Source organism: Hymenobacter terrestris (assembly GCF_013377905.1).
GTDB classification, from domain to species: Bacteria; Bacteroidota; Bacteroidia; order Cytophagales; family Hymenobacteraceae; genus Hymenobacter; species Hymenobacter terrestris.
In genome coordinates, this window is record NZ_JABKAV010000009.1 from 83,391 (window position 1) to 103,377 (window position 19,987).

Annotated in this window: 17 protein-coding genes; 10 read left to right on the forward strand and 7 right to left on the reverse strand. The window is 55.2% G+C overall.

From position 1 onward, the window contains the following. The first annotated feature begins 18 nt into the window (after nt 1–18). Both HW556_RS05245 and HW556_RS05250 read left to right on the forward strand, forming a co-directional pair. Nucleotides 19–780: an HNH endonuclease gene (locus tag HW556_RS05245; RefSeq protein ID WP_218136866.1), complete on the forward strand. Its 762-nt coding sequence runs from the start codon at nt 19–21 to the stop codon at nt 778–780. Nucleotides 781–818: 38 nt separating this feature from the next. Then, the gene (locus HW556_RS05250; protein ID WP_176898646.1) at nt 819–1,853 is read left to right on the forward strand and encodes a hypothetical protein; all 1,035 of its coding nucleotides are present in this window, start codon (nt 819–821) and stop codon (nt 1,851–1,853) included. A 37-nt stretch (nt 1,854–1,890) separates the two neighbouring features. On the opposite strand, the gene HW556_RS05255 is transcribed toward HW556_RS05250, so the two are convergent. Further along, on the reverse strand, nt 1,891–5,076 hold the full coding sequence (locus HW556_RS05255) for a sacsin N-terminal ATP-binding-like domain-containing protein (RefSeq protein ID WP_176898647.1): 3,186 nt from the start codon (nt 5,074–5,076) through the stop codon (nt 1,891–1,893). Nucleotides 5,077–5,170: 94 nt separating this feature from the next. Beyond that, on the reverse strand, nt 5,171–5,425 hold the full coding sequence (locus HW556_RS05260) for a hypothetical protein (protein ID WP_246289528.1): 255 nt from the start codon (nt 5,423–5,425) through the stop codon (nt 5,171–5,173). A 190-nt stretch (nt 5,426–5,615) separates the two neighbouring features. Here HW556_RS05260 and HW556_RS05265 point away from each other — a divergent pair, with 190 nt between their 5' ends. Together HW556_RS05265 and HW556_RS05270 are read left to right on the forward strand one after the other, a co-directional pair. Continuing rightward, complete coding sequence (locus tag HW556_RS05265) at nt 5,616–6,083, forward strand: LexA family protein (protein WP_176898649.1); 468 nt, start codon at nt 5,616–5,618, stop codon at nt 6,081–6,083. Nucleotides 6,084–6,179: 96 nt separating this feature from the next. Next, on the forward strand, nt 6,180–7,529 hold the full coding sequence (locus tag HW556_RS05270) for a Y-family DNA polymerase (RefSeq protein ID WP_176898650.1): 1,350 nt from the start codon (nt 6,180–6,182) through the stop codon (nt 7,527–7,529). Between the two features lie 216 nt (nt 7,530–7,745). Here the strand turns inward: HW556_RS05270 and HW556_RS05275 are convergent, their stop codons facing one another. Continuing rightward, on the reverse strand, nt 7,746–10,367 hold the full coding sequence (locus HW556_RS05275; protein WP_176898652.1) for a UvrD-helicase domain-containing protein: 2,622 nt from the start codon (nt 10,365–10,367) through the stop codon (nt 7,746–7,748). 498 nt (nt 10,368–10,865) lie between these two features. Here HW556_RS05275 and HW556_RS05280 point away from each other — a divergent pair, with 498 nt between their 5' ends. From HW556_RS05280 to HW556_RS05305, 6 genes are all read left to right on the forward strand, one after another. Further along, on the forward strand, nt 10,866–11,201 hold the full coding sequence (locus HW556_RS05280) for a hypothetical protein (protein WP_176898654.1): 336 nt from the start codon (nt 10,866–10,868) through the stop codon (nt 11,199–11,201). Between the two features lie 183 nt (nt 11,202–11,384). Next, complete coding sequence (locus tag HW556_RS05285; protein WP_176898656.1) at nt 11,385–12,236, forward strand: DNA/RNA non-specific endonuclease; 852 nt, start codon at nt 11,385–11,387, stop codon at nt 12,234–12,236. Nucleotides 12,237–12,254: 18 nt separating this feature from the next. Beyond that, complete coding sequence (locus tag HW556_RS05290; protein WP_176898658.1) at nt 12,255–13,172, forward strand: phospholipase D-like domain-containing protein; 918 nt, start codon at nt 12,255–12,257, stop codon at nt 13,170–13,172. After that, nucleotides 13,172–14,338 carry an HNH endonuclease domain-containing protein gene (locus tag HW556_RS05295; RefSeq protein ID WP_176898660.1) on the forward strand — a complete coding sequence of 389 codons (1,167 nt, stop codon included), beginning with the start codon at nt 13,172–13,174 and terminating at the stop codon, nt 14,336–14,338. Before HW556_RS05290 ends, HW556_RS05295 begins: the two co-directional genes overlap by 1 nt. A gap of 366 nt (nt 14,339–14,704) precedes the next feature. Continuing rightward, a complete protein-coding gene (locus HW556_RS05300; protein WP_176898663.1) occupies nt 14,705–17,011 on the forward strand; it encodes an AAA family ATPase in 2,307 nt (768 codons plus the stop codon). Beyond that, on the forward strand, nt 17,008–18,096 hold the full coding sequence (locus HW556_RS05305; protein WP_176898665.1) for a 5-methylcytosine restriction system specificity protein McrC: 1,089 nt from the start codon (nt 17,008–17,010) through the stop codon (nt 18,094–18,096). Before HW556_RS05300 ends, HW556_RS05305 begins: the two co-directional genes overlap by 4 nt. 83 nt (nt 18,097–18,179) lie before the next feature. Here HW556_RS05305 and HW556_RS05310 read toward each other — a convergent pair whose 3' ends face one another. The 4 genes from HW556_RS05310 to HW556_RS05325 are packed head-to-tail and all read right to left on the reverse strand — an operon-like array spanning nt 18,180 to nt 19,689. Continuing rightward, on the reverse strand, nt 18,180–18,380 hold the full coding sequence (locus HW556_RS05310) for a hypothetical protein (RefSeq protein ID WP_176898667.1): 201 nt from the start codon (nt 18,378–18,380) through the stop codon (nt 18,180–18,182). 52 nt (nt 18,381–18,432) lie between these two features. Next, nucleotides 18,433–18,717, reverse strand: a complete 285-nt coding sequence (locus HW556_RS05315) for a hypothetical protein (RefSeq protein WP_176898669.1) — start codon at nt 18,715–18,717, stop codon at nt 18,433–18,435. Between the two features lie 32 nt (nt 18,718–18,749). Beyond that, nucleotides 18,750–19,202 carry a hypothetical protein gene (locus HW556_RS05320; RefSeq protein ID WP_246289529.1) on the reverse strand — a complete coding sequence of 151 codons (453 nt, stop codon included), beginning with the start codon at nt 19,200–19,202 and terminating at the stop codon, nt 18,750–18,752. Further along, a complete protein-coding gene (locus tag HW556_RS05325) occupies nt 19,189–19,689 on the reverse strand; it encodes a M15 family metallopeptidase (protein WP_176898671.1) in 501 nt (166 codons plus the stop codon). The genes HW556_RS05320 and HW556_RS05325 overlap by 14 nt, the downstream gene beginning before the upstream one ends. Nucleotides 19,690–19,987 lie beyond the last annotated feature (298 nt).

Below are 19,987 nucleotides of genomic sequence, written 5' to 3' on the forward strand. Positions count from 1 at the left end.
ATCAAAACCGCCAGTAAAATGCTACTTGTTCCAGGTCAACAGTACACGCGCAACGATATCTATCGAACTCTAGACGTCCCCGAAGAAAAACGCCGGGGCCACTGGGAAAGCGGGCTGCATTACTACAATGGCGAAAACTTCATCTTCGCTAGCATGCAAACTTCAACCACCACCGGCCACAACTACCAGAATCGGTGGCTTGCCAACCAGTTCGAGTGGTTTGGCAAAGCAGGCAGTTTGCACAAACATCTAGGAGTAAACCGACTGTTTCAGCTCAACGCAGTAAACCACCTCTTCACAAAAGTGGGCGACAGCAGCATCTTCGAGTACGTTGGCCAGGTGCAAGCACAGCTACCAGAATCCGAAGGTCCAATACGAGTACTCTGGAATGTAGTCAACACCCAAGTATATGACTACCCCGATGAAGTTCAGTCAGATGCAGGGCAGACCTTCTTTGAAGGTGCCACTACACAAGTGCTGGTAAACAAGTATGAGCGCAACACCGAGGCCCGCAAAGCCTGCATTGCTCATTACGGTGGACCAACATGCCAAATATGCGACTTCAATTTTTTCGATAAATACGGTTCAGAAGGTGAAGGACTCATCCATGTCCACCATCTTAAGCCCTTGGCATCTATCGGAGAAACATACCAGGTAAATCCAACAGAGGATTTGATTCCAGTATGCCCCAATTGCCACGCAATGCTTCACCGCAAGAATCCACCCTATCTACCAAAAGAAATAGGAGCCATGTTGCTTAAAACCTGCTTAGATAATTAGCAATACTTTTAATTATGTTTCACTTAGCTTTCTTTTAAATGATTAATCCTACAGTAAAAAAGCGAAAGTCAAGTACTGGCAACAAACTTGTCCCTGATTTCACCGAAGAATTAGCTGGTTACATGATTCAACATCTTCTAACCCTAGCTTCATTCCCAGGTAAACCACTATTCATACTACCTCTTTCTGTAAAAGAGGAGAATGAGCTTGGCGCAGACGTAGTAATCGAATCTATAAAGCCTTTATACCTGCAATTCAAAAGAGTAGAAGGATATCCAGAGACTAGTAGTAGTGGGATACTGAAGGCAAGAACAGCTTTGCATAAGAGTAATAGTCCTCGTATTCTTTTTTTTGGATTGCGGAAACAAGGAGAAAAGCAAAATGATTTGCAGCATAATATTCTATTAAAAATCCGAAATGAACTAAAGCTAAATTCATCTGGTGATGCCATGTATGTTGCTCCGCTTTTCTGGAGAAAAACAGCATATAGTCGTTATATTCATAACCTATACTATTGGCCAGCGCGTTTACATAGGCTTGGTATATTTCTTAATTCAAGAAACCACTTTCCTCTTGAATATGACTACGAATCACTTAAAATAAGAGAGAATGATAAGGGGCATATTAAAGATACAAGTGTCGGGTTCTCCTCCCTTTCTGTATTTAAAGGTCATATTTGTATTCCCCCTCACAATAGAGTAGAGCACCACAAACATAAATACAGTTTCCTGCAGACGGGAACAGAAGTTTGCTTCCATTCTCCTAGCGTAGTAGAGGAGGCGTACAATCTTGGCCAATTCTTAGATGTGTTTACCCGTGCCCAAGATGGATTGCGTAGTGCTGGTGGTCTGGATAAACAAGGTGCTGCTCTTTTAGTCGAAAAGCTCGAACAGTTAGCCTTTCCTCAAAATGCCCCACTTTCAGTGGTACCAGCAAATTTGGCTGATGAGTTACCATCCAACCGTACCGAAAGTCAAAACTTATTAGATACTTGGGCTGACTTCGGAGAAAAGCTTTACAATGAATATAAAATTAGCCAGTTTCTCCTAATAGAATATAAACAGGTTGAATAAAAAAAGGCCGACTAGTTAGTCGGCCTTTTTTTATTTTCTATTGATTGATTAATTCCATCATATAAGCAATGAATTCTTTCAGCTCTCTTCCTTTAGCAATAGCGCGCTGAGGAATAATTACCCGGTACTCGTCCGCTAACCGCACCGCATTCTCATCTGCTTCCACCGCTTTCAGCCCTTCCACCAGCGGATGTATCTGGTGCCCAATACTCGTCACGAAACGAATCCGGTCCTGTATCTGAGCAATATCCTCTACCTGATGTCGCTTCGCGGGCTCATCCAGCTTGTAATCCACCAAATCAACACTACATAGCGCATACCTATCCGGATGCTGAATAGCCTCACTCAACTGCCGATAACTCATGGTTACCGAGTATTTGCTGTCCCACCGCGACTTCACTTCTATCTGGTAAATCACCTCCCCATTCAGCCGCAACACAATATCCTGCCCATTCTGCTGCTCTTCTATGAGCACCTCCAGCCCCTGCACCTGGTCCTTCAAGTTCTTACGAATCAGGTTCTCGATACCTACTCCTATCAACTTCTTGAAGGCAAAACTAAAGGCCTGGTCCTTCTCTTTCTGCAGCAGCTTTTCAGCTTGGTCCAAAAGGTCCCCCAAGTTATCCGACTGTGCTAGTTGGCCTAACAAGGCTATCTGGTCCTTCTTTAAACTGATAATGCCAAAAAGATTATCCTTCACCGTAGGGTCTGAAATCTTAGCCAGCATCACATCCGCTTTCTTCGCGTTAATACGCGAGAAATAGTCTTCCCATCCTTTCTCAGCTGTCATTTTATTGATAATCTCAACAATTAGGCGCTGCTTCGGATGGCTCTCAATCTTCTCTATTAGCTGTTCGGCTAGCTTCGTTTCCAAACGCCCAGCCACCCCCGCGCCATCTTCTACAGCCAGGCCCATCCGCGCTCCAACCAAGTCAAAGCGCTGGTCCAGTAGGCCTTTCCGGCAATCCGTCCCCATCCCTTCGCGGTACCAATCCTTTAGTTGTTCCGCATTTATCTCCTCGTTGGCAGCGGAGGGGGAAAACCCTTGTTCCCGGCTCAATCCACTACTCAAGCACAATTCTCCCAATTGATTCGGAAAAACTGCGGCCGTCATCAGTACCTCACTCCGCAAATCCGCCGAACTCGATACCAAATCCAGCAGCGTCAGCAATTGGGGTAAAGCCGTCACCTTCCACGCTGCATCCGACTCATAGTTAGCCTTGAAATCCAGCAATACCAGTTTCACCAGAAGCCGCAACGGTGTCTCCTCATACCGAACCTCATCATCCGCCACATTGGCAATAATATGCGGTTGGTAAATTTCTCCATAAAAGGCATTTAATTCCGGCATCAGCCGCCACCGTAGGCTATTGGTAACAGTAGCCGTTTCATTTGGGAAAATGCTGCATAACCGTAACAAACCTTTCCTCACGTCATCCGGTACCTTGCTCACTCCTTGGTCAATCAAGAGCCGCCCTTGCTCCGTTACGTTCGCCGCCAGTTCATGCCTATTGTAAGGCGTAAGCCCTAGCCCCAACTCAAAATCGTCCTCTACTAAACCCCCCATCTTAGCCGGCAGCACTAACTCCAGCACCTCAATAAACGCTGAATCCAAATTCAGTCCTCGCTGAAGGTCCGCTCTGCTCTTGAAGTGAAGCAGCCGGTCCGGAAGTAAAGTATGAGCATCAAATAGCTGCTGCTGCCCTCGTTTCAACCAATACACATACACCTGTCGCAGAACATCTGGCTCAAACCGCTGCAGTTCTCCCGACTTAGCAATAGCCTCCGCCAATTCTTTCGAGCCTATCCGCTGAATGGTGATGTCATGCCATTCCATCAACACGGCATCCCACTCATCAGCCAAGTTGGCCAACGGCAGCAGCCCACCCCACAACTTTTCCGCTACTGTCTGTATAGCAGGTATCACTTCCTCGTCGAGCAACAGGTCCTGCTTCAGGAAAAAGCACTCCATCGGTTTCCGTCGTCCAACTGAAGTCTCGACCAGTGGCAGCTCCCGAAACTTATCTACCCACTGCTTCTGCAGGTCTTTCCTAAAGTCGTCATCTTCCAGACTCTCCACTGCATCAAACCGCACTCGCGCTAACCTTAATGGCTGCTTCACTTGCTCGGCCATGCGCTCTAGGAAATCAAAAATCAACTCCGAAGCTCGCGTTAGCTCTTTCCGATTAAGTAACGCCTCATCCCGAGCCTGGTCATTTTCCAACGTCAGGTGCAGACCGTCCCGCTCGTTGGTTGGTGCGAAGGCTGAGGAGTGAACCAGAAAATTGCACCCCCACTTATCCGACCCAATCAACGGGAAGTACAAGAATAAGCGTGCCAAGTCCTTCGGCCATTCATGGGCATCCAAATGCTCACTTAAGGGCAGCACAATCTGTAATTCGCTATCTGGTGGGCAAAGGCAATGCAGTAGTTGCGTAGTGTCATTAAACTCAATAGGTAACCTCCACAAGCCCTGCCATTCGTGTGCTTCTCCCTTGCGGTAGTGAGTAGAGTTGCCTTGCTCATCAATCACGGTAGCTTCCTTAAGCCCCCCATTCAATGCCATTACGTACGGCATGCTCAGCTTCACACTGGCTAATGCCTGGCTTATATTATTTCTCTCTGTATCTGATGCCGGTACGTACGCTAGCGTCGTCAATTCCCTGGGTGTTGTAACACCTACCGACTCTCGCACCTTGGAATACACCTCATTTTGTTGATGCTCAATTTTCAGCAGCAGGTCTTCAGAACGGCCATCCGTCCGGTCGATGCAGAATTCATCTAATGCCACATAGTTGCTCGGTGCCAGCTTCAATGAGCCACTAACGAGCAATGTGCGCCCGTAGGAATGGGTGGTGATAAACCCTGTTCCAAACCGCCCGATTTTCTTCCGCTTTTCTTCACCCGATTCTTCTCCTGTCGAATCCTTGGAACTAACCTGCTTAATTAGAGAAAGCAATGTATCAACCGTGAAAGCGTCCCCATTATGGCTAAACGAGAATTTTCCCTCCTGGAAATCTACTGTTATACGACCACTTTCCGTCAGGTCACACGCATTCTGTGTCAACTCCCATACCCCCCGTTGCGCCGCTGTTTTATCTAATTCTTTAAAACCTTTAATCAGCTTATCAGCGTGCTGCTTCATGTCCTTACGCCCCGATTGCCGCTTGGCTTCTTCTTCTAGAGCTATTCTCTCATCAACTTGTATTAAAACATTACTCATACTAAAACAGCAAATAGGGTTGGAGTGAGCAGCTAATATAGGAGTCGCTTCAACCCCAATCCAAGAGCCATTTTATTCTTTTGCTATTACATTATCACCGCAGCTGATAAAACTCCGGTAGCTGCGTATCGCGCACCTCTTCCAGCCACTGCTGCGCCTGCTCTGGCGTTTCCATTTTATCCGGCCACAACCCAAACAACGGGGCTACATCGCTTAGCACGCCCAAATGCACCCGCAGCCCGTAGCAGCCAAATGGCTTCACCGGAGTCAGGTCAAACCGCAGCCCCCGGTTCATATACTCCCCAAAGATTTCCTCCAACGATTCCGCGTCCGGTAGATAGTAAGGCATAGTGTTTTTGCTATTTTTTTTAGCCTGCCTTTCACCCGGCAGGGTAGGGGAGGTACCCTTCGTAAAATGCCCGTTCACTACCTTGCAGAGGCGAATACCTTAAGCATGCCCAGGGTCAGGGCGTTAAGAACGTTCAATTATACTAATTTATTTAGTAGTATTGCAAAGCTGGCTTAGCCGGTTCCCTGCCATGACAACTGTTGAACTTATCGACGTGGGCACGCCCACCACTACCCTGTGGCTGCCGCTCTACGCCTCGCTGATTCCCTGCGGCTTCCCCTCGCCGGCCACCGACGAACTCGAAGAGCTCTTCGACCTTAACCGCCTGCTTTTCCGCCACCCCGAAGCCACCTACCTGGTGCGCGTGTCGGGCGAGAGCATGCAGGGAGCCGAAATCCACTCCGGCGACCTGCTGGCCGTCGACAAGCACCTCGAAGCCGACCACAACCACATCGTCGTCGCCGTCATCGAGGGCGAGTGCACCGTCAAGCGCCTCGTGCGCCGCGGCACCAGCTGGTGGCTCCAGGCCGAAAACCCCGACTACCCCGACTACCCCATCACCGAACCCGACAACCTGCGCATCTGGGGCGTCGTCACCCACGTCGTCCACGAACTCATCCCCGGCCGCCTCACCGCCCTAATCCGCAGCCGCGATTGAATCTAAGCTGTTAGCTGATAGCTATTAGCTCAAGTTCAGTCAGCTACCCCAGAACGAAAGCTAATAGCTAACAGCTGTCAGCTAAAAGCTCAAAACATGTTTGGTCTGGTCGACGGCAACAACTTCTACGTCTCCTGCGAGCGGGTCTTCCAGCCCCGCCTCGACGGGCGGCCCGTGGTCGTGCTCAGCAACAACGACGGCAACGTGGTCAGTCGCTCGCCCGAAGCCAAGCAAATCGGCATCGTCATGGGGGCGCCCTTCTTCCAGGTGCGCGAGCTGCTGGCCCGCCACCAGGGCCAGGCCCTGAGCTCCAACTACCCGCTCTATGGCGACATGTCGCGCCGGGTGATGGCCCGCCTGGCCGAGCACGCACCCGCCGTCGAAGTCTACAGCATCGACGAGGCCTTCCTCGACCTCGACGGCCTCACCACCTGGTGCGGCCCGCTCGACGCCCGCGCCCGCGCCATCCGCCGCGACGTGCTCGACTGCACTGGCATCCCCACCTGCGTGGGGCTGGCCCCCACCAAAACGCTGGCCAAGGTCGCCAACCGCCTGGCCAAGAAATTCCCCGAGCTCCAGGGCATCCTGCGCCTCGACACCGAAGCCCGTCGCGAGCGGGCGCTCCGGGCCCTGCCCGCCACCGACGTGTGGGGCGTGGGCCGCCAGTACGCCGCCAAGCTCCAGGCCCACGGCATCAGCACGGCGTGGCAGCTCAGCCAGGTAGGAGAGGGGTGGGCCCGCCAGCACCTCGGGGGTGTCGTGGGCTGGCGGCTCATCCAGGAGCTGCGCGGCCAGCCCTGCCAGGGCCTGCACCCGTCCGAAGACGGCACGCTGGCCCGCCAAAGCATCAGCTGCTCCCGCTCCTTCGGCCAGCGCCTGACGGCCTTCGACGACGTGTGGGGCGCCGTAAGCACCTACCTGAGCCGGGCCGCCGAGAAGCTCCGCGCCCAGCGCGACCAGGCCCACATCCTCACCGTCTTCCTCAGCCAGGACCGCTACGATACCCGCGTGCCACCGCCCTACACCCGCTCGGCCACGCTCACGCCGCCCGCTGGCCCCACCGCCGACACGCTCTGCCTGCTGGCCTACGCCCGCCGCCTGCTGGAAAAGCTCTACGAGCCCGGCCGCCGCTACGTCAAAGCCGGCGTCGTGCTCGACGGCCTCGAACCACCCGGCCAGGGCCAGCAGCTCAGCCTGTTTGCCCCCGCCGCTGATTCCGCCACCGGCCGGCCCGCCGCCACGCCCGAGTCCGACGCCCGCGCCCGGCAGCTCATGCGCAGCCTCGATGCGCTTAACCGTCAGTTCGGCCGCGGCACTGTGTGCCCCGCCGCCAGCATAGCCCCACCGGCCGCCGCTGGCCAGCCCGCCGCCCCCTGGCTCGGCCGCGCCGAGCACCGCAGCCCCGCCTACACTACCCGCCTCGAAGACCTATTGGTGGTCAGCTGAGCACCGCTGCTGCCCACTTCCTCGGAATTGCTGTCGGGGAAGAAGAGAATCAAGGCTTGTAAATGATTTATCTGTAATTACTTGCGAGTCGTAAAGGGTGTCGGAGTAGGGGGTATATAGTTGCGACATAAGGAAGAGTGACTGAGCGTTTACCGACGCGTCAGTTATCACTCTCCGCACACCTGGTGCTCGAAGTGTGTTCCCTACCTACACCGATTACGCACTCACCGCGGATGCCTTCACCCACTCCTTATAATCGCACCCGTAAGCAAAATTTGGACAACCATAAAACGCCCATGGAACGCCCTTAGTGCTTATTCCGGTCCGTTTTACCAACTCTGCTGTCCGGCATTCCGGGCATTGCCGCCCCAGTTGCTGCCCCGGCGCCCCGCCATTTTGTGCCTCCAGCTCCCTGACGAACTTCGACTTAAACGCCGGGTCCGTCACCAGAAACACTTGCTCTTTTGCCCGCGTCAGCGCTACATAGAACAACCGCCGTTCTTCCCCATTCGCAAACTGGTCGGCAGCACTCAGCACCAGGCCCAGCGCCGGATCGTCCGCCATTTCCGACGGAAAGCCCAACCGGCCGGAATTGCAGTTCAGTACGATAACAATATCGGCCTCCAGACCCTTCGATCTATGCACCGTCAGAAAGGGCAAATGCAACGTTTGGGGGTTGCCAGCACCATCCAAATAGGCATACCGCACGGTGCGGCGGCTGGCATCAATGGTAAAGGAGCGCGTCGTGTTCTTCAGCCGATTCAAGTCGAACGAGTACCGCCCCAACAACAGGAACTCCTTTTGGTGCAAGTCCGGAACTGTAGCAATCAGCTCGTCCAGCAGGTCGCGTAGCACTGTCGTGTCATCCTGCTGAGCCGCCGTGTACACCACCCGATGCGTTGTTTTCTTACCCGGGCTACCACTCTGCAGCTGTTTGGGCGTCTGGTTTGGGTTTTGGGTGATAAAGGTGCTAGAGTCGCTTATTAGGGGTTCGTGGAAGCGGTATGTCGTTTCAATCTTCGACAGCAAGCTATAGCCGAACTTCTCAGAGAAGTTCTTGAAAAGCGACAGGTCACTGCCCGCAAAACGGTAAATCGATTGCCAGTCATCCCCCACGCAGAACAGCTTGGTGGCCGGGTGCCGCTCGGTCAGCGCCCGGATAAGCTGGTAGCGCCCCTGAGAAATGTCCTGAAACTCGTCGATGATAATATAGTCGAACCGCTGGTCGTATTCCCCGCTTCGCACGTAGCCCGCGGCCCGGTTGATAAGGTCGTTGAAGTCTATTTCCTGCCGGCGCGCCAGCTCCCCGGCATAATGTTCAAACAGCGGCTCCACCACCTGCAAAAACTGCCGGTTGCGCTTCATCTGGACGATATCGGTGCCTCGTTCATTGCGTTGCCGCACTTGGTCAACCGTGTAATTATTCGATTTCAGGTGACCAATAAACGTGCGCAGCAGGGTCTGAAAGCCGCTGACCTCGTCCGCCGCCGCCGCCGAAATGATAGCCCAGGTTTCGGCCGCGGTTTTGGGCTGCAGCCGAATGCCGTGTTGTACAAGCAGGTCGTACAGAAATCCGAGCAGTCGATCTTCAGACGCTTGATAACTGTAGGTCTCCAGCAGTAGCGTTCCGTAGGCTCGACTGGTTTGCCGGGCCCATTCCATCTTCTCCTGATAGCGGGCGCGCGCATCCGCCACGCTCTGGCCTTCCTTGGCAAAAAAGGCCGGCACATTCCCCGCCCGGTCTACTCCAAAATGCTCCAGGTAGATACGCTGCCCATCCTGCATAATGGTGAAATCTGGCTTCCATTGCGCGTGCTGAGCCGTCGCCGTGCGGTGCTCATAAGGTGCCTCGTACTGATACTCGACGTTATGTAAAAGCAGGAAATTGGCAATGCGGCACTCCTCCACACTCTTCACCGTCTCCCGCTTATAGGTGGTTTTGCCGTTGCTCTCCCGGCCCACCGTTTTGTACGACCGGAAGTTGAAGTCCTGCAGGTGTTGGATGTACTCCCCCTGGCTACGGAATTCCTCGTTGGGCTTGCGGGGCTTTAGCTCATACAGGAAGAAATCAACCAGCAGCTCGGTATAGGCCGGCTGCTGCATCAGTTCCTGCAGGGCCCCCGTCAGAAACCCGTCGAGCTGGCTTTCATCATAGAGCGACGGCTGCTGCCGTTCCACCGTTCCGATAATGTCCTTCCCAAACTTGTGGAAGGTGCGGGGTTGAATGCCCGCAATGCCAATGCGCTCAGCCAGCGTCGTCGCCGACTGGTTGGTAAACGAAATAAGCAAAATCCTGTCGGGCGCAATTCGGTACCGATCCAGCACGTACTGCACCTTCCCCACGATGGTCGTCGTCTTCCCCGAACCCGCCCCGGCCACGACCAGGTTGTTGTCCTCATCACTGACGATAGCCGTCCGCTGCTGCACGTCCAGGCTCCGCCCTTCCACCTGGCTAAACAGGGCGTCATAGCGCGCCAACTCTTGCGGGATGAAAGCCTGGTTGAATTCCGCCCGGATAGCTTCCCCCCGCTGGTGGTAATCCAGAAAGCTCCCGACCCTGCTTTTCTCCAGTCCCGACAACTCACTATTCTGGTACTGATAAGCCGCCACGCTCCGGCCCAGCGCCTCATATTGTGTCTGCCACACCTGGCGGGTATGGTTGGCGAAGTAGCCGGCCTCGGGCGAGATGTAGCCGCTAAAGGCTCTTTCTGCCTGCTCGATTTCAACCAACAAGAGGCGCAGGTGCGTGGTATTCCTTTGCCGCTTAGCCTGTTTGGCCTGCTGGAAAAAGACAAGCAATAATACAAGCAGAGCGCCGAGTATCAGGTAGTATAGCATACGCTTAGATAGTTTTCCCTGAGCTCACCAACACGGGTTCAACATCGAGTAAGTTCTGCTAGTCAGGCAAAAACCAGACAAAGCTAAAGAGTGCCACCGCATATCTGCCGCTTCCTTCCTGCCCTCTATCCCTCGACCACCCATCACAACCCTCTTCAACTCCTGAGCAACAGGCTAGCCAGTTGGCTAAAAAGCCTGATACTTGGCCCGCAAGTATCTTAGCCTACGCCACCCTTCTTAAAAACATACTGAAGTTTTTTAGGAAGCAGCCAGCCAAGCGCAAAACAGAAAAGACTTCCACAAAAGCGGGGGATTTGAGGTGCGACCCACTGGCTTGCAAAACTGGCTGGGTCTGCACTGGTTGGTCTTTACCGTACTAATGCTGCACAAAATCGCCCCAACTTCTACTTTCTAAACAACTTCAGTATCTAAAAAACGGATTTTATGTAATTTTTTCAGTATTATTATTGCAAATCTTCAGCCTAAATCAAAAAAATCATGAACGAAGACAAAAAACAATTTGGGAAAACTAACCCTCTATTCGCAAACCTGCCTAAAAATCCTAGTGGCAGTATAGTTCCTGCGGAAATCCCAGAAGAAATCCTGGGTACAAGATTCATTGGGACTGGAGAAACTGAATTTGACGCTATGAATGAGGCTGATAAAAGAGCCTGTGCCCATGCTAAGAGCAACGTCACGTGTTTCCATCCTTCGCGACTTTATCCTCGCCGTAAGGAAGGCACTATATGGGTTGCCGAAGCGACGGCAGCTAACCATCAAGGCAGTTGTCCAGACCTAGATAGAAACAATAACTGCTGGAGTTACGAATATTAAAATTTCTGATAACGAATGCGCTTGGCTGGCTACTTTCTGAAAAGCTTCACTGACTGGCCCCGCACCAACTCCATCCTGCAGACCAAAGAAACGCCACTTATACGCATAAGTGGCGTTTCTTTGCGCTTAAATAGCCGCGCCCTGGACTTGCTTTTCCCGCGCTTCCTGGTCTACTTTTCAGAAATGCACAAACTACAACTGCCGGCTACGCTAGCCCTACTGCTACTGGCCACCGCCTGCTCCACTAAAGACCCCGCCCCAGTAACGCCTACCCAGCAGCTATCCGAGCACCTTATCCTCGGCAACCCCAGCGGCGCCATCCCCGACGTCAATCAGCCCACCAACTACCTGCTCAGCAAATCCCAGTACGCGCTGTCCTACCACCGCGACCGGGGCATCTCCACCTGGGTCAGCTGGCACCTCGACGCCACCTGGCGCGGCTCTGCTGCCCGCCAGGACGACTTCCGCGCCGATAATACCCTGCCCGCCGGCTGGTACCAAGTGCAGTCCGCCAGCTACACGGGCTCCGGCTTCGACCGCGGCCATCAGTGCCCCTCCGCCGACCGCACCAACACCGTGCCCGACAACTCGACCACATTCCTGATGACCAACATGGTCCCCCAGGCTCCGCGCAACAACCAGCAGACGTGGGCTAACCTCGAAAACTACACCCGCACCTTCCTCAGCACCGGCAACGAGGTATATATCATTTGCGGCGCCTACGGCAAGGGCGGCACCGGCTCCAATGGCTTCCAAACCACCCTCGACCAGGGCCGCGTCACCGTGCCCGCCCGTCTCTGGAAAGTGGTGGTCGTCCTGCCCACCGGCGACAACGACGCCACCCGCGTCAGCTCCAGCACCCGCGTCATCGCCATCGACACGCCCAACGACAATTCCATCAGCACCGATTGGAGCCAGTACCGCGTCAGCGTCGACGCCATTGAAGCCGCCACTGGCCTCGACCTGCTCTCGGCCGTTCCCGTGGCCGTGCAGCAGGTCGTGGAAGCCAGCGTGGACAAGGGCCCTGCCAACTAGTTTTCCTAAGTTTAAAAAATGAAAATCCTTCCTTCTCACAAGATCAGTGGCCAACTATTAGACGTTATTTTAGAAGCTCAAAAAGAGCTAGTGCTTGTTTCTCCATACGTTGATCTTTCCTACTCCAAGCAGGTTTCCAGTGCCTTAATAGCAGCGCGCAATCGGGGCGTTAGTATTGCATTCTACATCCGGCATGAGTCCTCGAACCTGAAAAGCAAAGAGCAAGTTGAGAACATTGGCATCATACCCCGGCTGGTTCCTAACCTGCATGCCAAGCTATACTTCAATGAGACGACTGGTATTATTGCTTCTTTAAACTTGCTGAGCAGTTCAATTGGCAACTCCATCGAAATCGGAGGGCAGTTGGAAACCCCTGAAGAACTTGCCCAGTTGCGCCAGTTTGTTGCGCAATTCATCACGCCGCATGAAGTGGGTATATCTACACCCCAAGAAAAGGCTAAATCAACTGAACCACCAGCTGCACCCTCAGCGCTAAGTTGGGAAGAGAGGAAATTTCAGGAAAGGGAGTTTGGGGCCATCCTCGCTGATTATTTAAGTGCAAACGTTGACCAAAATAGCTATGTCGAGGGGAACCAAGTAGGAGTGACTATTCGAGCCGTAGGAAACACATTCTCAGTTAAAATAGAAAGCAGCCTATTTACTTCTATTCAATTAGCTATACAAGGTATCGTCTCAAGTAAAGAAGCTGATCGATTTGCCGCTAGTTCTTCTAAGTATTACAAATTGAAAGATTACAGTTATTTGATTCAACGTGGCGGCAGAGGAGTGTATGATCAGGTGCGGGCCGTCCGTAAAGTCAACCTATCCGCCAAATCATTCGACAAGCTCACATTTGATGAGAAGAAGCAGATGCTAACTGAAATATCAGATTTCCTTCTTGCTACTCAGGCATTCAAAGCTGACTACCGCAACTAATGCTCCCACTATCCGGCGACCAGGTCATTGCCACCATTCTCAAGCACGACGACAAGAAAACCAGCTACAAGATAGCCCTGCTACGGGCCCTCAACGATCTGGCCCTGCTCTATCCCGGCCTAGCACAAGCCGGACAGCCCGTCGCGGTGCCCCTCACGCGCCTGGCCGAGCTCTGGACGGCTTACTACTGGCCATTCGCCGACGAGCACCAGCCCATCTACCAGGGCGCCCGTAACATCGTGCGTGGTCAGATCCGCAACGATATGTCCTTCCGCCCGGCCCTGACCGAGCTACGGCGGCAGTGGCAGGCCCGCGTGCAACTGCCCGCCCAACCCGCCGACGGCTTCTTCCTGCTCACCGAGATGCGCACCCCGCGCCGCCGGGCCACCTACGTGCCCGAACTGCAGCAGGCCTACGCCCGGGCAGTGGCTGCCGCTGCTACAGCCATTCAAAAGCCCATTAAGCATGCCGGCCCAGGCCACTGGTCGGTCTTCGATAAGCCCGCCCGCCTCCGCCAGCTCCCGGCCCAGGTGCAGGCCCTGCCCGGCACCAACCCTCAGGATGCCTGCTTGGTTGTGCCCGCTACGTTGTGGGAAGCCTTCCACCGCCTCTCGCTCTACGTCGAAGCCCTCTGCCTGCACGAGTGGAGTCTGTTCACCGAAACCGTCACTCAGGCCACTGGCCAGCTCGTCACCCGCGGCCACGTCTACACCCTGCTCACCACCCGCCCCGACAACCGCCTCCCCCTAAAGTGGGAGCGCAACCAGGTCAATATCCTGCTCCACGAAAAAGGACCTTTTACCTGCCCCTGGACGCAAAACACCCTCTCCAGGCCCGAGCACTACGACCTCGACCACCTGCTGCCCCTTTCCCTATACCCCGTCAACGAGCTCTGGAACCTGCTGCCCGTCGACCGCCAGTTCAACCAGCGCATCAAGCGCGACCGGGTGCCCGACCACGCCCGCCTACTGGCGGCCGAGCCTCTGCTGGCGCTGGCCTACACCGCCTATCAACAGTCGGCCGGCCTTGGCACCGCCATCCACCAGGATGCCGCCCTACGCTTCCACGGCCTACTGCCCGGCCCGGCCTTCGCCGCCGACCTCGCCCACCACGCCACCCGCTTCATCCACGACGTGGCCGAAGCCCGCTATATCCCGCGCTTCTAGCCAATACTTCACAGCCAACTATAGGGTAAGTTTCAAAAAAGACACCATGGCGCGCAAATAGGACACCATTAAAGCTGAAAGTTTGGCCGTTGCCCGTTGGTTTCCGACTTTCATGCTGCCCAAGCACTTCCCGCCGGGTACTATTCGCTGTTTATGAGTTCTTATCTGGCTACCCAAGTAGCGGTGTACCGTCACCTGCTCACCCACCATGCTGCCGATTCTGGCTTCCGGTTTTCACTTCGCCAAAAGTTTAGTGTCGCCCCTGTTGCGTGGAAAGGCCTATTTATAGGTACCAATAGGTTGCCCAACAATCAGTACTTCGCGTTCACGCTATGGTATATTCCTATCGGATTTCCAGGTTCCGCTATGGACCTGCTCGACTACATTGTGCGGGTGAACCCTGATGGCACTTTTGGCCTCCGGGTAGAGCTATTTGTGGCAAAAGAGCGCCCCGCCGACCCTAAAGCCCAGTTCCATAAGAATACGTTGCCTTCCCTGGGGCTGTATGCTGCGCTAAAGGCCGTTGAGTGGCCCCAGGAGGTGAGTTGGGTTGAGGCCCCCGCTACCAACCGCATGTTGCAGCTCACTTACACCGTATCCCGCGACATCCCGACGCTGGACGCCCTGCTTTCAACCATTGATGCCACACTGGCAGCGACCGTACCCGGCATCGACGAGGCGGTTGCGGCCCACGCCGCCCGCACGCCCCACTGGGAGGGGGGGCACCGGTTCACCCAAGAGCAGTTCGACAACATGCGGCAACGGGCCGAGCTTCGCTGTGCTGATATGCTGGCCGGTAAATTCCCCGACCCTGCTCCCCGTCCCCGAGTCTACTGGAGCGCGCAAGTCGAGCTGCAGTCGGGGGCGACAGGCATTTGGAACCGCTACCGGGACCAGAGCGTCATCCGCCCCTTATTCGGACAGTTGGCCAACCCTTCCGAATTTGTACGCCGACAACTGGAGGACGCCCGGCCTGATGACGTTGTCGTGGTGATTAGTGGGACGCGTCAGGTGCTGGGTGTAGGTATCCTAACAGGCCGCTTCGACTACGACGCGCAGGATAATCTGCCTTTTTACTGCTCAGTCGAGTGGGTGCTCACGCAGCCGGTAGAGTTGAAAGGCAACCCGTTTCTGGTCCGAAGCCCTTGGTCTCGCACAACTAAATGGCTGGAAGTTCGGGCCGCCTACGCCCGTCTGACGTCGCAAAGGGCAGCCCTGGCCCGGCTGGCGGATAACGAAGTGGGCGGTACCGCCGATGATGATGATGAAACTGGGATGATAGAGGACTCCGTTGTAGCGTACGACGAAGATGCGTCTGTGACGCCGGCTTATTGGTGGCTCAATATCAACCCGAAATTCTGGAAGGTCGACGACTTTGAAGTTGGCCAGGAGCAGACCTGGACCACCCACAATGAGAAGGGAAATAAACGCAACGTCTATGCGTATTTTCAGCAGGTGCGCCCTGGCGACCTGGTTATCGGCTACGAAACAACACCTACCAAGCGCGTCAAAGCCATTCTGGAAATTACCGAGGCTGCCCACGCATCCGAGGAGGTAGAGGTAGAGGATGGACTTGGAACAAATAGTGCTGACCCCAAAAGCGAAATCATCACCCTACGCGTCAAAGAGTTTGTGCGCGAAGAACTGACGCTGCAACAGCTGCAGCAGATGACCGAACTGGCGCAGTGCGAGCCGTTAGCCGCCAAAATGGGTAGCCTCTATCAGCTTACACCCGCCGAATTCACTGCTATTTTCACCCGTGCCCAGCGCATAACAGCCCCAACGTTGCCCGCTTACACGCTGGCTGAGGCAGAGCAGGACCTCTTTCTGACCACCGATGCCATCAAACATTTGCAGGTGGCCCTCAAGCGCAAAAAGAACCTGATTGTGCAGGGCCCGCCCGGCGTGGGGAAAACGTACGTGGCCCGCCGCCTAGCTTGGCTTCAGATGAAGGAGCAGGACAACCGCCGCGTGCAGCTGGTGCAGTTTCATCAGAGCTACAGCTACGAAGACTTTATCCGAGGCTGGCGCCCCACGGCCACGGGCGGTTTCGAATTGGCCAACGGGGTGTTTGTCGACTTTGTGCGCAAAGCGCAGCACGACCAAGCCCATGACTACTTCTTCATCATCGACGAAATCAACCGCGGCAACCTAAGCAAGATTTTTGGCGAGCTGCTCATGCTCCTCGAAGCTGATAAGCGCAGTGAACAATACGCGCTACCACTCACTTACCGCAAAGAAGGCGAGTCGGCCTTCTACTTACCGCCCAATCTCTACGTCATCGGCACCATGAACACCGCCGACCGTAGCCTAGCCTTAGTAGATTATGCCCTGCGCCGCCGCTTTACCTTCGTCGACCTGGTGCCGCTGCTGGGCACTAAGCTGGTGCAGCATCTCGTAAGCCAACACATACCCGCCCACCTAGCAACGGAAGCAATCCAGCGCGTTGAGGCGCTGAATGAGACTATCCGCAAGGACAAAAACTTGGGCGATGGTTTTCTCATCGGACACAGCTATTTCTGCACGCCCCCCAATGGCGAAGGCCCCGCCGGCTGGTGGGACGCTATCATCCAGCACGACATCGCCCCGCTACTCCGGGAATATTGGTTTGACGATAAGGAACGGGCAACCAAAGCTATTGCGGCCCTCCAAGTGGACGTGCCTGGCGAATGAGCATCCCGGTTCAGAGCCTTTACCATCTGCTCACCTACGCTTGGGACCAGCTGGAAGAAGCTGAGGCCGTGGCCGTAAGCGCCGAGCCCGCCGACTCCCTGCTCGACCTGCTTGCCCGGGTATTGATACACGGCACTACCCACGTGCTAAAGCGTGGTCTGGCTCGCGACTACGTCCCCGAAACTGAGCTCACCAGTCGCTTGCGAGGTAAGCTGCTGCTTACCGACTCCATTCGCCAGCAAACCCTGCCTACCGCCCGCGCCTGGTGCACCTTCGACGAGCTCAGTCACGACATACCTATCAATCGGCTGCTCAAAGCCACACTGCATTATTTGCTTACCACGTCGCAGCTGGCCAGTTCGCTTCGTCAGGAAGTGCGCAGCCTATACGTACGCCTGCCTGATGTAGCGCTGGTACCCGTGCTCGATATTCGCGTGTTCGACCAAGTAGTGCTGCATCGCCACACGGCGCACTACCGCCTGCTATTGAGTATCTGCCGCCTGATTCATGAGGAGATACTGCTCAATCAATCCAGCGGCCAGCACCTGTTCAATCATTTCACGGGGAACGAAAAGCGTATGGCGGCGCTGTTTGAGCGGTTCGTCCGTAACTTCTACCATCGCCGCCAAAGCCATTTCAAGGTCAGTGCCGAACAATTCACCTGGCACCTAACTCCCGATACTCCAGCAGCCCAAGACCTGCTACCCGGCATGAAAACCGACGTGTCGCTGACAGCCAACGACCGCAAGCTGATTATCGATTGCAAGTACTATAAAGAAGCCCTAAAGAAGCACTACGACAAAGAAAAGCTGATTTCTAGTCATCTATATCAACTATATGCCTATGTGCAGCACGCGCGCTTGCCGAACGACGCCCGCCCCATCGAGGGCTTGCTGTTATACCCGGTAGTCACCGTAGCCTTTCAACATTCCTACGCACTAAAAGGCACCTCACATCACCTTCGAGTAGCCACTATCAACCTCGACCAGCCCTGGCAGGACGTTGAACGCAACTTGCTGGGCCTTCTGGCTCCAACTCATAAATTACCCGATACAATTAGTTTGGGCATGAGTGTAGCGAAGTAAGGCGGAAGCTTCTTTAAGGCCATTTGTTGACATATCCATTGCCCATAAATGACTACGGCCACCTTTTAGGTGGCCGTAGTCATTTATGATTCTGATAAAGGCGGCTTGCGCTTCCGCTCGCGCCGCACCGCCTTAAAGGGCTTGTCGTCTTCTTTTACATCCATAAAGCGCCCCGTCTCGGCATCACGCTTCACGTACTGCTTGGTTACCGAGTTGAACGTTTGCGACCGTTTGCGCACGGCCCCTTTGCGGGCGTTGTCGCCGGTAGGAGGCTTGGTTGCCATCTGGAGGATGTTGAAAGAGTAAAACATCAAAGTGAAGCCGCGTCCCCGCGCCCTACAACGACTCGGCCGACGACCCGCCCATTAACTCCTTTCGCTCCTGGGCCTCGGCCGCCTGCTCCCCCGGCTTCACCGCTGCCGACGACACGGCCGCCCCGATGCTGCCAGCCAGCACCAGGTAGCCACCCAACGACACTAGTGCCGCCGGCAGCAGGGCAGGGGCAGCCACCAGAATAGCCCCCACTGCCCCCACAGCCACCGAGATAGACCGCACCTTGCGAAAGAACCGGGGCGTGGGCAACGTGAGCCGGTCTAGGATGTTCAGTTTACTGTCTTGCATGACATAAGGGAAGGAAGGGTGAAAAATAGGGCCTACGCCGGCCCATGAGTGTCGAGGCGGGCCAGAATCCGGTCCGCCCATTCATTGCGCTTCTGCTGGTCCTTGGTGAAGTCGGTCAGCACTTTCGTCCGCTCATCCACCAAGGCCATGGTCTTGTCAATGTGGGCCAGCTTCTCGCCCAGCTTCATCACCAGCTCCACCATCTCCTTGCGCAGTTCGGTGCGCTGCTGCAGGGCCTCCGTGCGGATAGACTCCGCCTGCTTGCCCATCTCCAGCCGCAACTTTTCCTCCCGGGCCACCGCCGACACGTGGTAGTCGTCCACCCGCAAAGCCAGCGCCTCGGCCTTCTGCTGGTTGGCCACGCAGGTAGCTTTCAGCTCCTCCACCGCCCGCCAGTTCTTCACGAAATACAGCAGCACCGCCACTGCCCCGGCCACGGCGGAGGTCACCACGCCCCAGTGCTCGAACACGCTATCCATGTCCATCACCTCCTTTCCCGCTGCTATCAGTCAGCACCTCGAAGTGTGGCCGGTCCTTAAACGAGGGCCAGTCGCCGCCCCACACCACCCGGGCATCGGCGTACTTCATCAACCGGGCAAACTTGCTCAGCAATAGCCCCGACCACGACACCGACCCATCCGCCAGCAAAAACGCCACGTCCATAGCCGGAGTAGGAGGGCCCTGGTTGTGCTTCGACTGCCCCCCACGCTTGTAGGTTACCACCAGCCCCGCCTTGGTGCGCCCCTGGGCGTACAGTTCATTTTGCCGCTCCGGGCTCCGGTAGCACTCGGTAATGAACGGCACCCCCACCAGCCGCAGCACCGGGTCACCAACCCACCGTCCCAGCGCCTGACTATAAGCCGCCGCTAACGTAGGCACCGCCTCCGCTAACCGCTTTGCCTGCCGCTGTTTCTGTACCGGCGTCAGGACAACCATCTGGCCGCGTTGCCCAGTTTTAACAAGACTTAGCATCGGAATAGAATTCAATAGTGATAAGGCAAATTTATACAATATAATGTATGTTTCGATAGAACAGATATATCCGAGAGGGTTTCCGTTTAATTGTATTATTTGGGCGCATCCCTTCGGGTCGGGCTATCCAGGGCTCCGCTCCGCTTCGGTGCTCCGCACTGGCTCCTCCGTCGCCATCCTTCCTATCCCTTGCGCATCCTCCCGCGACATCGATTCTCCCGCTGCTAACCACCCCCGCCGCCTGCCCAGGCCCTGAAAGACGGCCCCCGGCAGTCGGCTACCATCCCTGCGCCGGGTG

What these genes read in the sequence shown, in the direction of transcription:
- HW556_RS05245 (WP_218136866.1), top strand. Translation starts at nt 19, where the DNA reads ATGCTACTTGTTCCAGGTCAACAGTACACGCGCAACGATATCTATCGA.
- HW556_RS05250 (WP_176898646.1), top strand. Translation starts at nt 819, where the DNA reads ATGATTAATCCTACAGTAAAAAAGCGAAAGTCAAGTACTGGCAACAAA.
- HW556_RS05255 (WP_176898647.1), bottom strand. Translation starts at nt 5,076, where the DNA reads ATGAGTAATGTTTTAATACAAGTTGATGAGAGAATAGCTCTAGAAGAA.
- HW556_RS05260 (WP_246289528.1), bottom strand. Translation starts at nt 5,425, where the DNA reads ATGCCTTACTATCTACCGGACGCGGAATCGTTGGAGGAAATCTTTGGG.
- HW556_RS05265 (WP_176898649.1), top strand. Translation starts at nt 5,616, where the DNA reads ATGACAACTGTTGAACTTATCGACGTGGGCACGCCCACCACTACCCTG.
- HW556_RS05270 (WP_176898650.1), top strand. Translation starts at nt 6,180, where the DNA reads ATGTTTGGTCTGGTCGACGGCAACAACTTCTACGTCTCCTGCGAGCGG.
- HW556_RS05275 (WP_176898652.1), bottom strand. Translation starts at nt 10,367, where the DNA reads ATGCTATACTACCTGATACTCGGCGCTCTGCTTGTATTATTGCTTGTC.
- HW556_RS05280 (WP_176898654.1), top strand. Translation starts at nt 10,866, where the DNA reads ATGAACGAAGACAAAAAACAATTTGGGAAAACTAACCCTCTATTCGCA.
- HW556_RS05285 (WP_176898656.1), top strand. Translation starts at nt 11,385, where the DNA reads ATGCACAAACTACAACTGCCGGCTACGCTAGCCCTACTGCTACTGGCC.
- HW556_RS05290 (WP_176898658.1), top strand. Translation starts at nt 12,255, where the DNA reads ATGAAAATCCTTCCTTCTCACAAGATCAGTGGCCAACTATTAGACGTT.
- HW556_RS05295 (WP_176898660.1), top strand. Translation starts at nt 13,172, where the DNA reads ATGCTCCCACTATCCGGCGACCAGGTCATTGCCACCATTCTCAAGCAC.
- HW556_RS05300 (WP_176898663.1), top strand. Translation starts at nt 14,705, where the DNA reads ATGGACCTGCTCGACTACATTGTGCGGGTGAACCCTGATGGCACTTTT.
- HW556_RS05305 (WP_176898665.1), top strand. Translation starts at nt 17,008, where the DNA reads ATGAGCATCCCGGTTCAGAGCCTTTACCATCTGCTCACCTACGCTTGG.
- HW556_RS05310 (WP_176898667.1), bottom strand. Translation starts at nt 18,380, where the DNA reads ATGGCAACCAAGCCTCCTACCGGCGACAACGCCCGCAAAGGGGCCGTG.
- HW556_RS05315 (WP_176898669.1), bottom strand. Translation starts at nt 18,717, where the DNA reads ATGCAAGACAGTAAACTGAACATCCTAGACCGGCTCACGTTGCCCACG.
- HW556_RS05320 (WP_246289529.1), bottom strand. Translation starts at nt 19,202, where the DNA reads ATGGACATGGATAGCGTGTTCGAGCACTGGGGCGTGGTGACCTCCGCC.
- HW556_RS05325 (WP_176898671.1), bottom strand. Translation starts at nt 19,689, where the DNA reads ATGCTAAGTCTTGTTAAAACTGGGCAACGCGGCCAGATGGTTGTCCTG.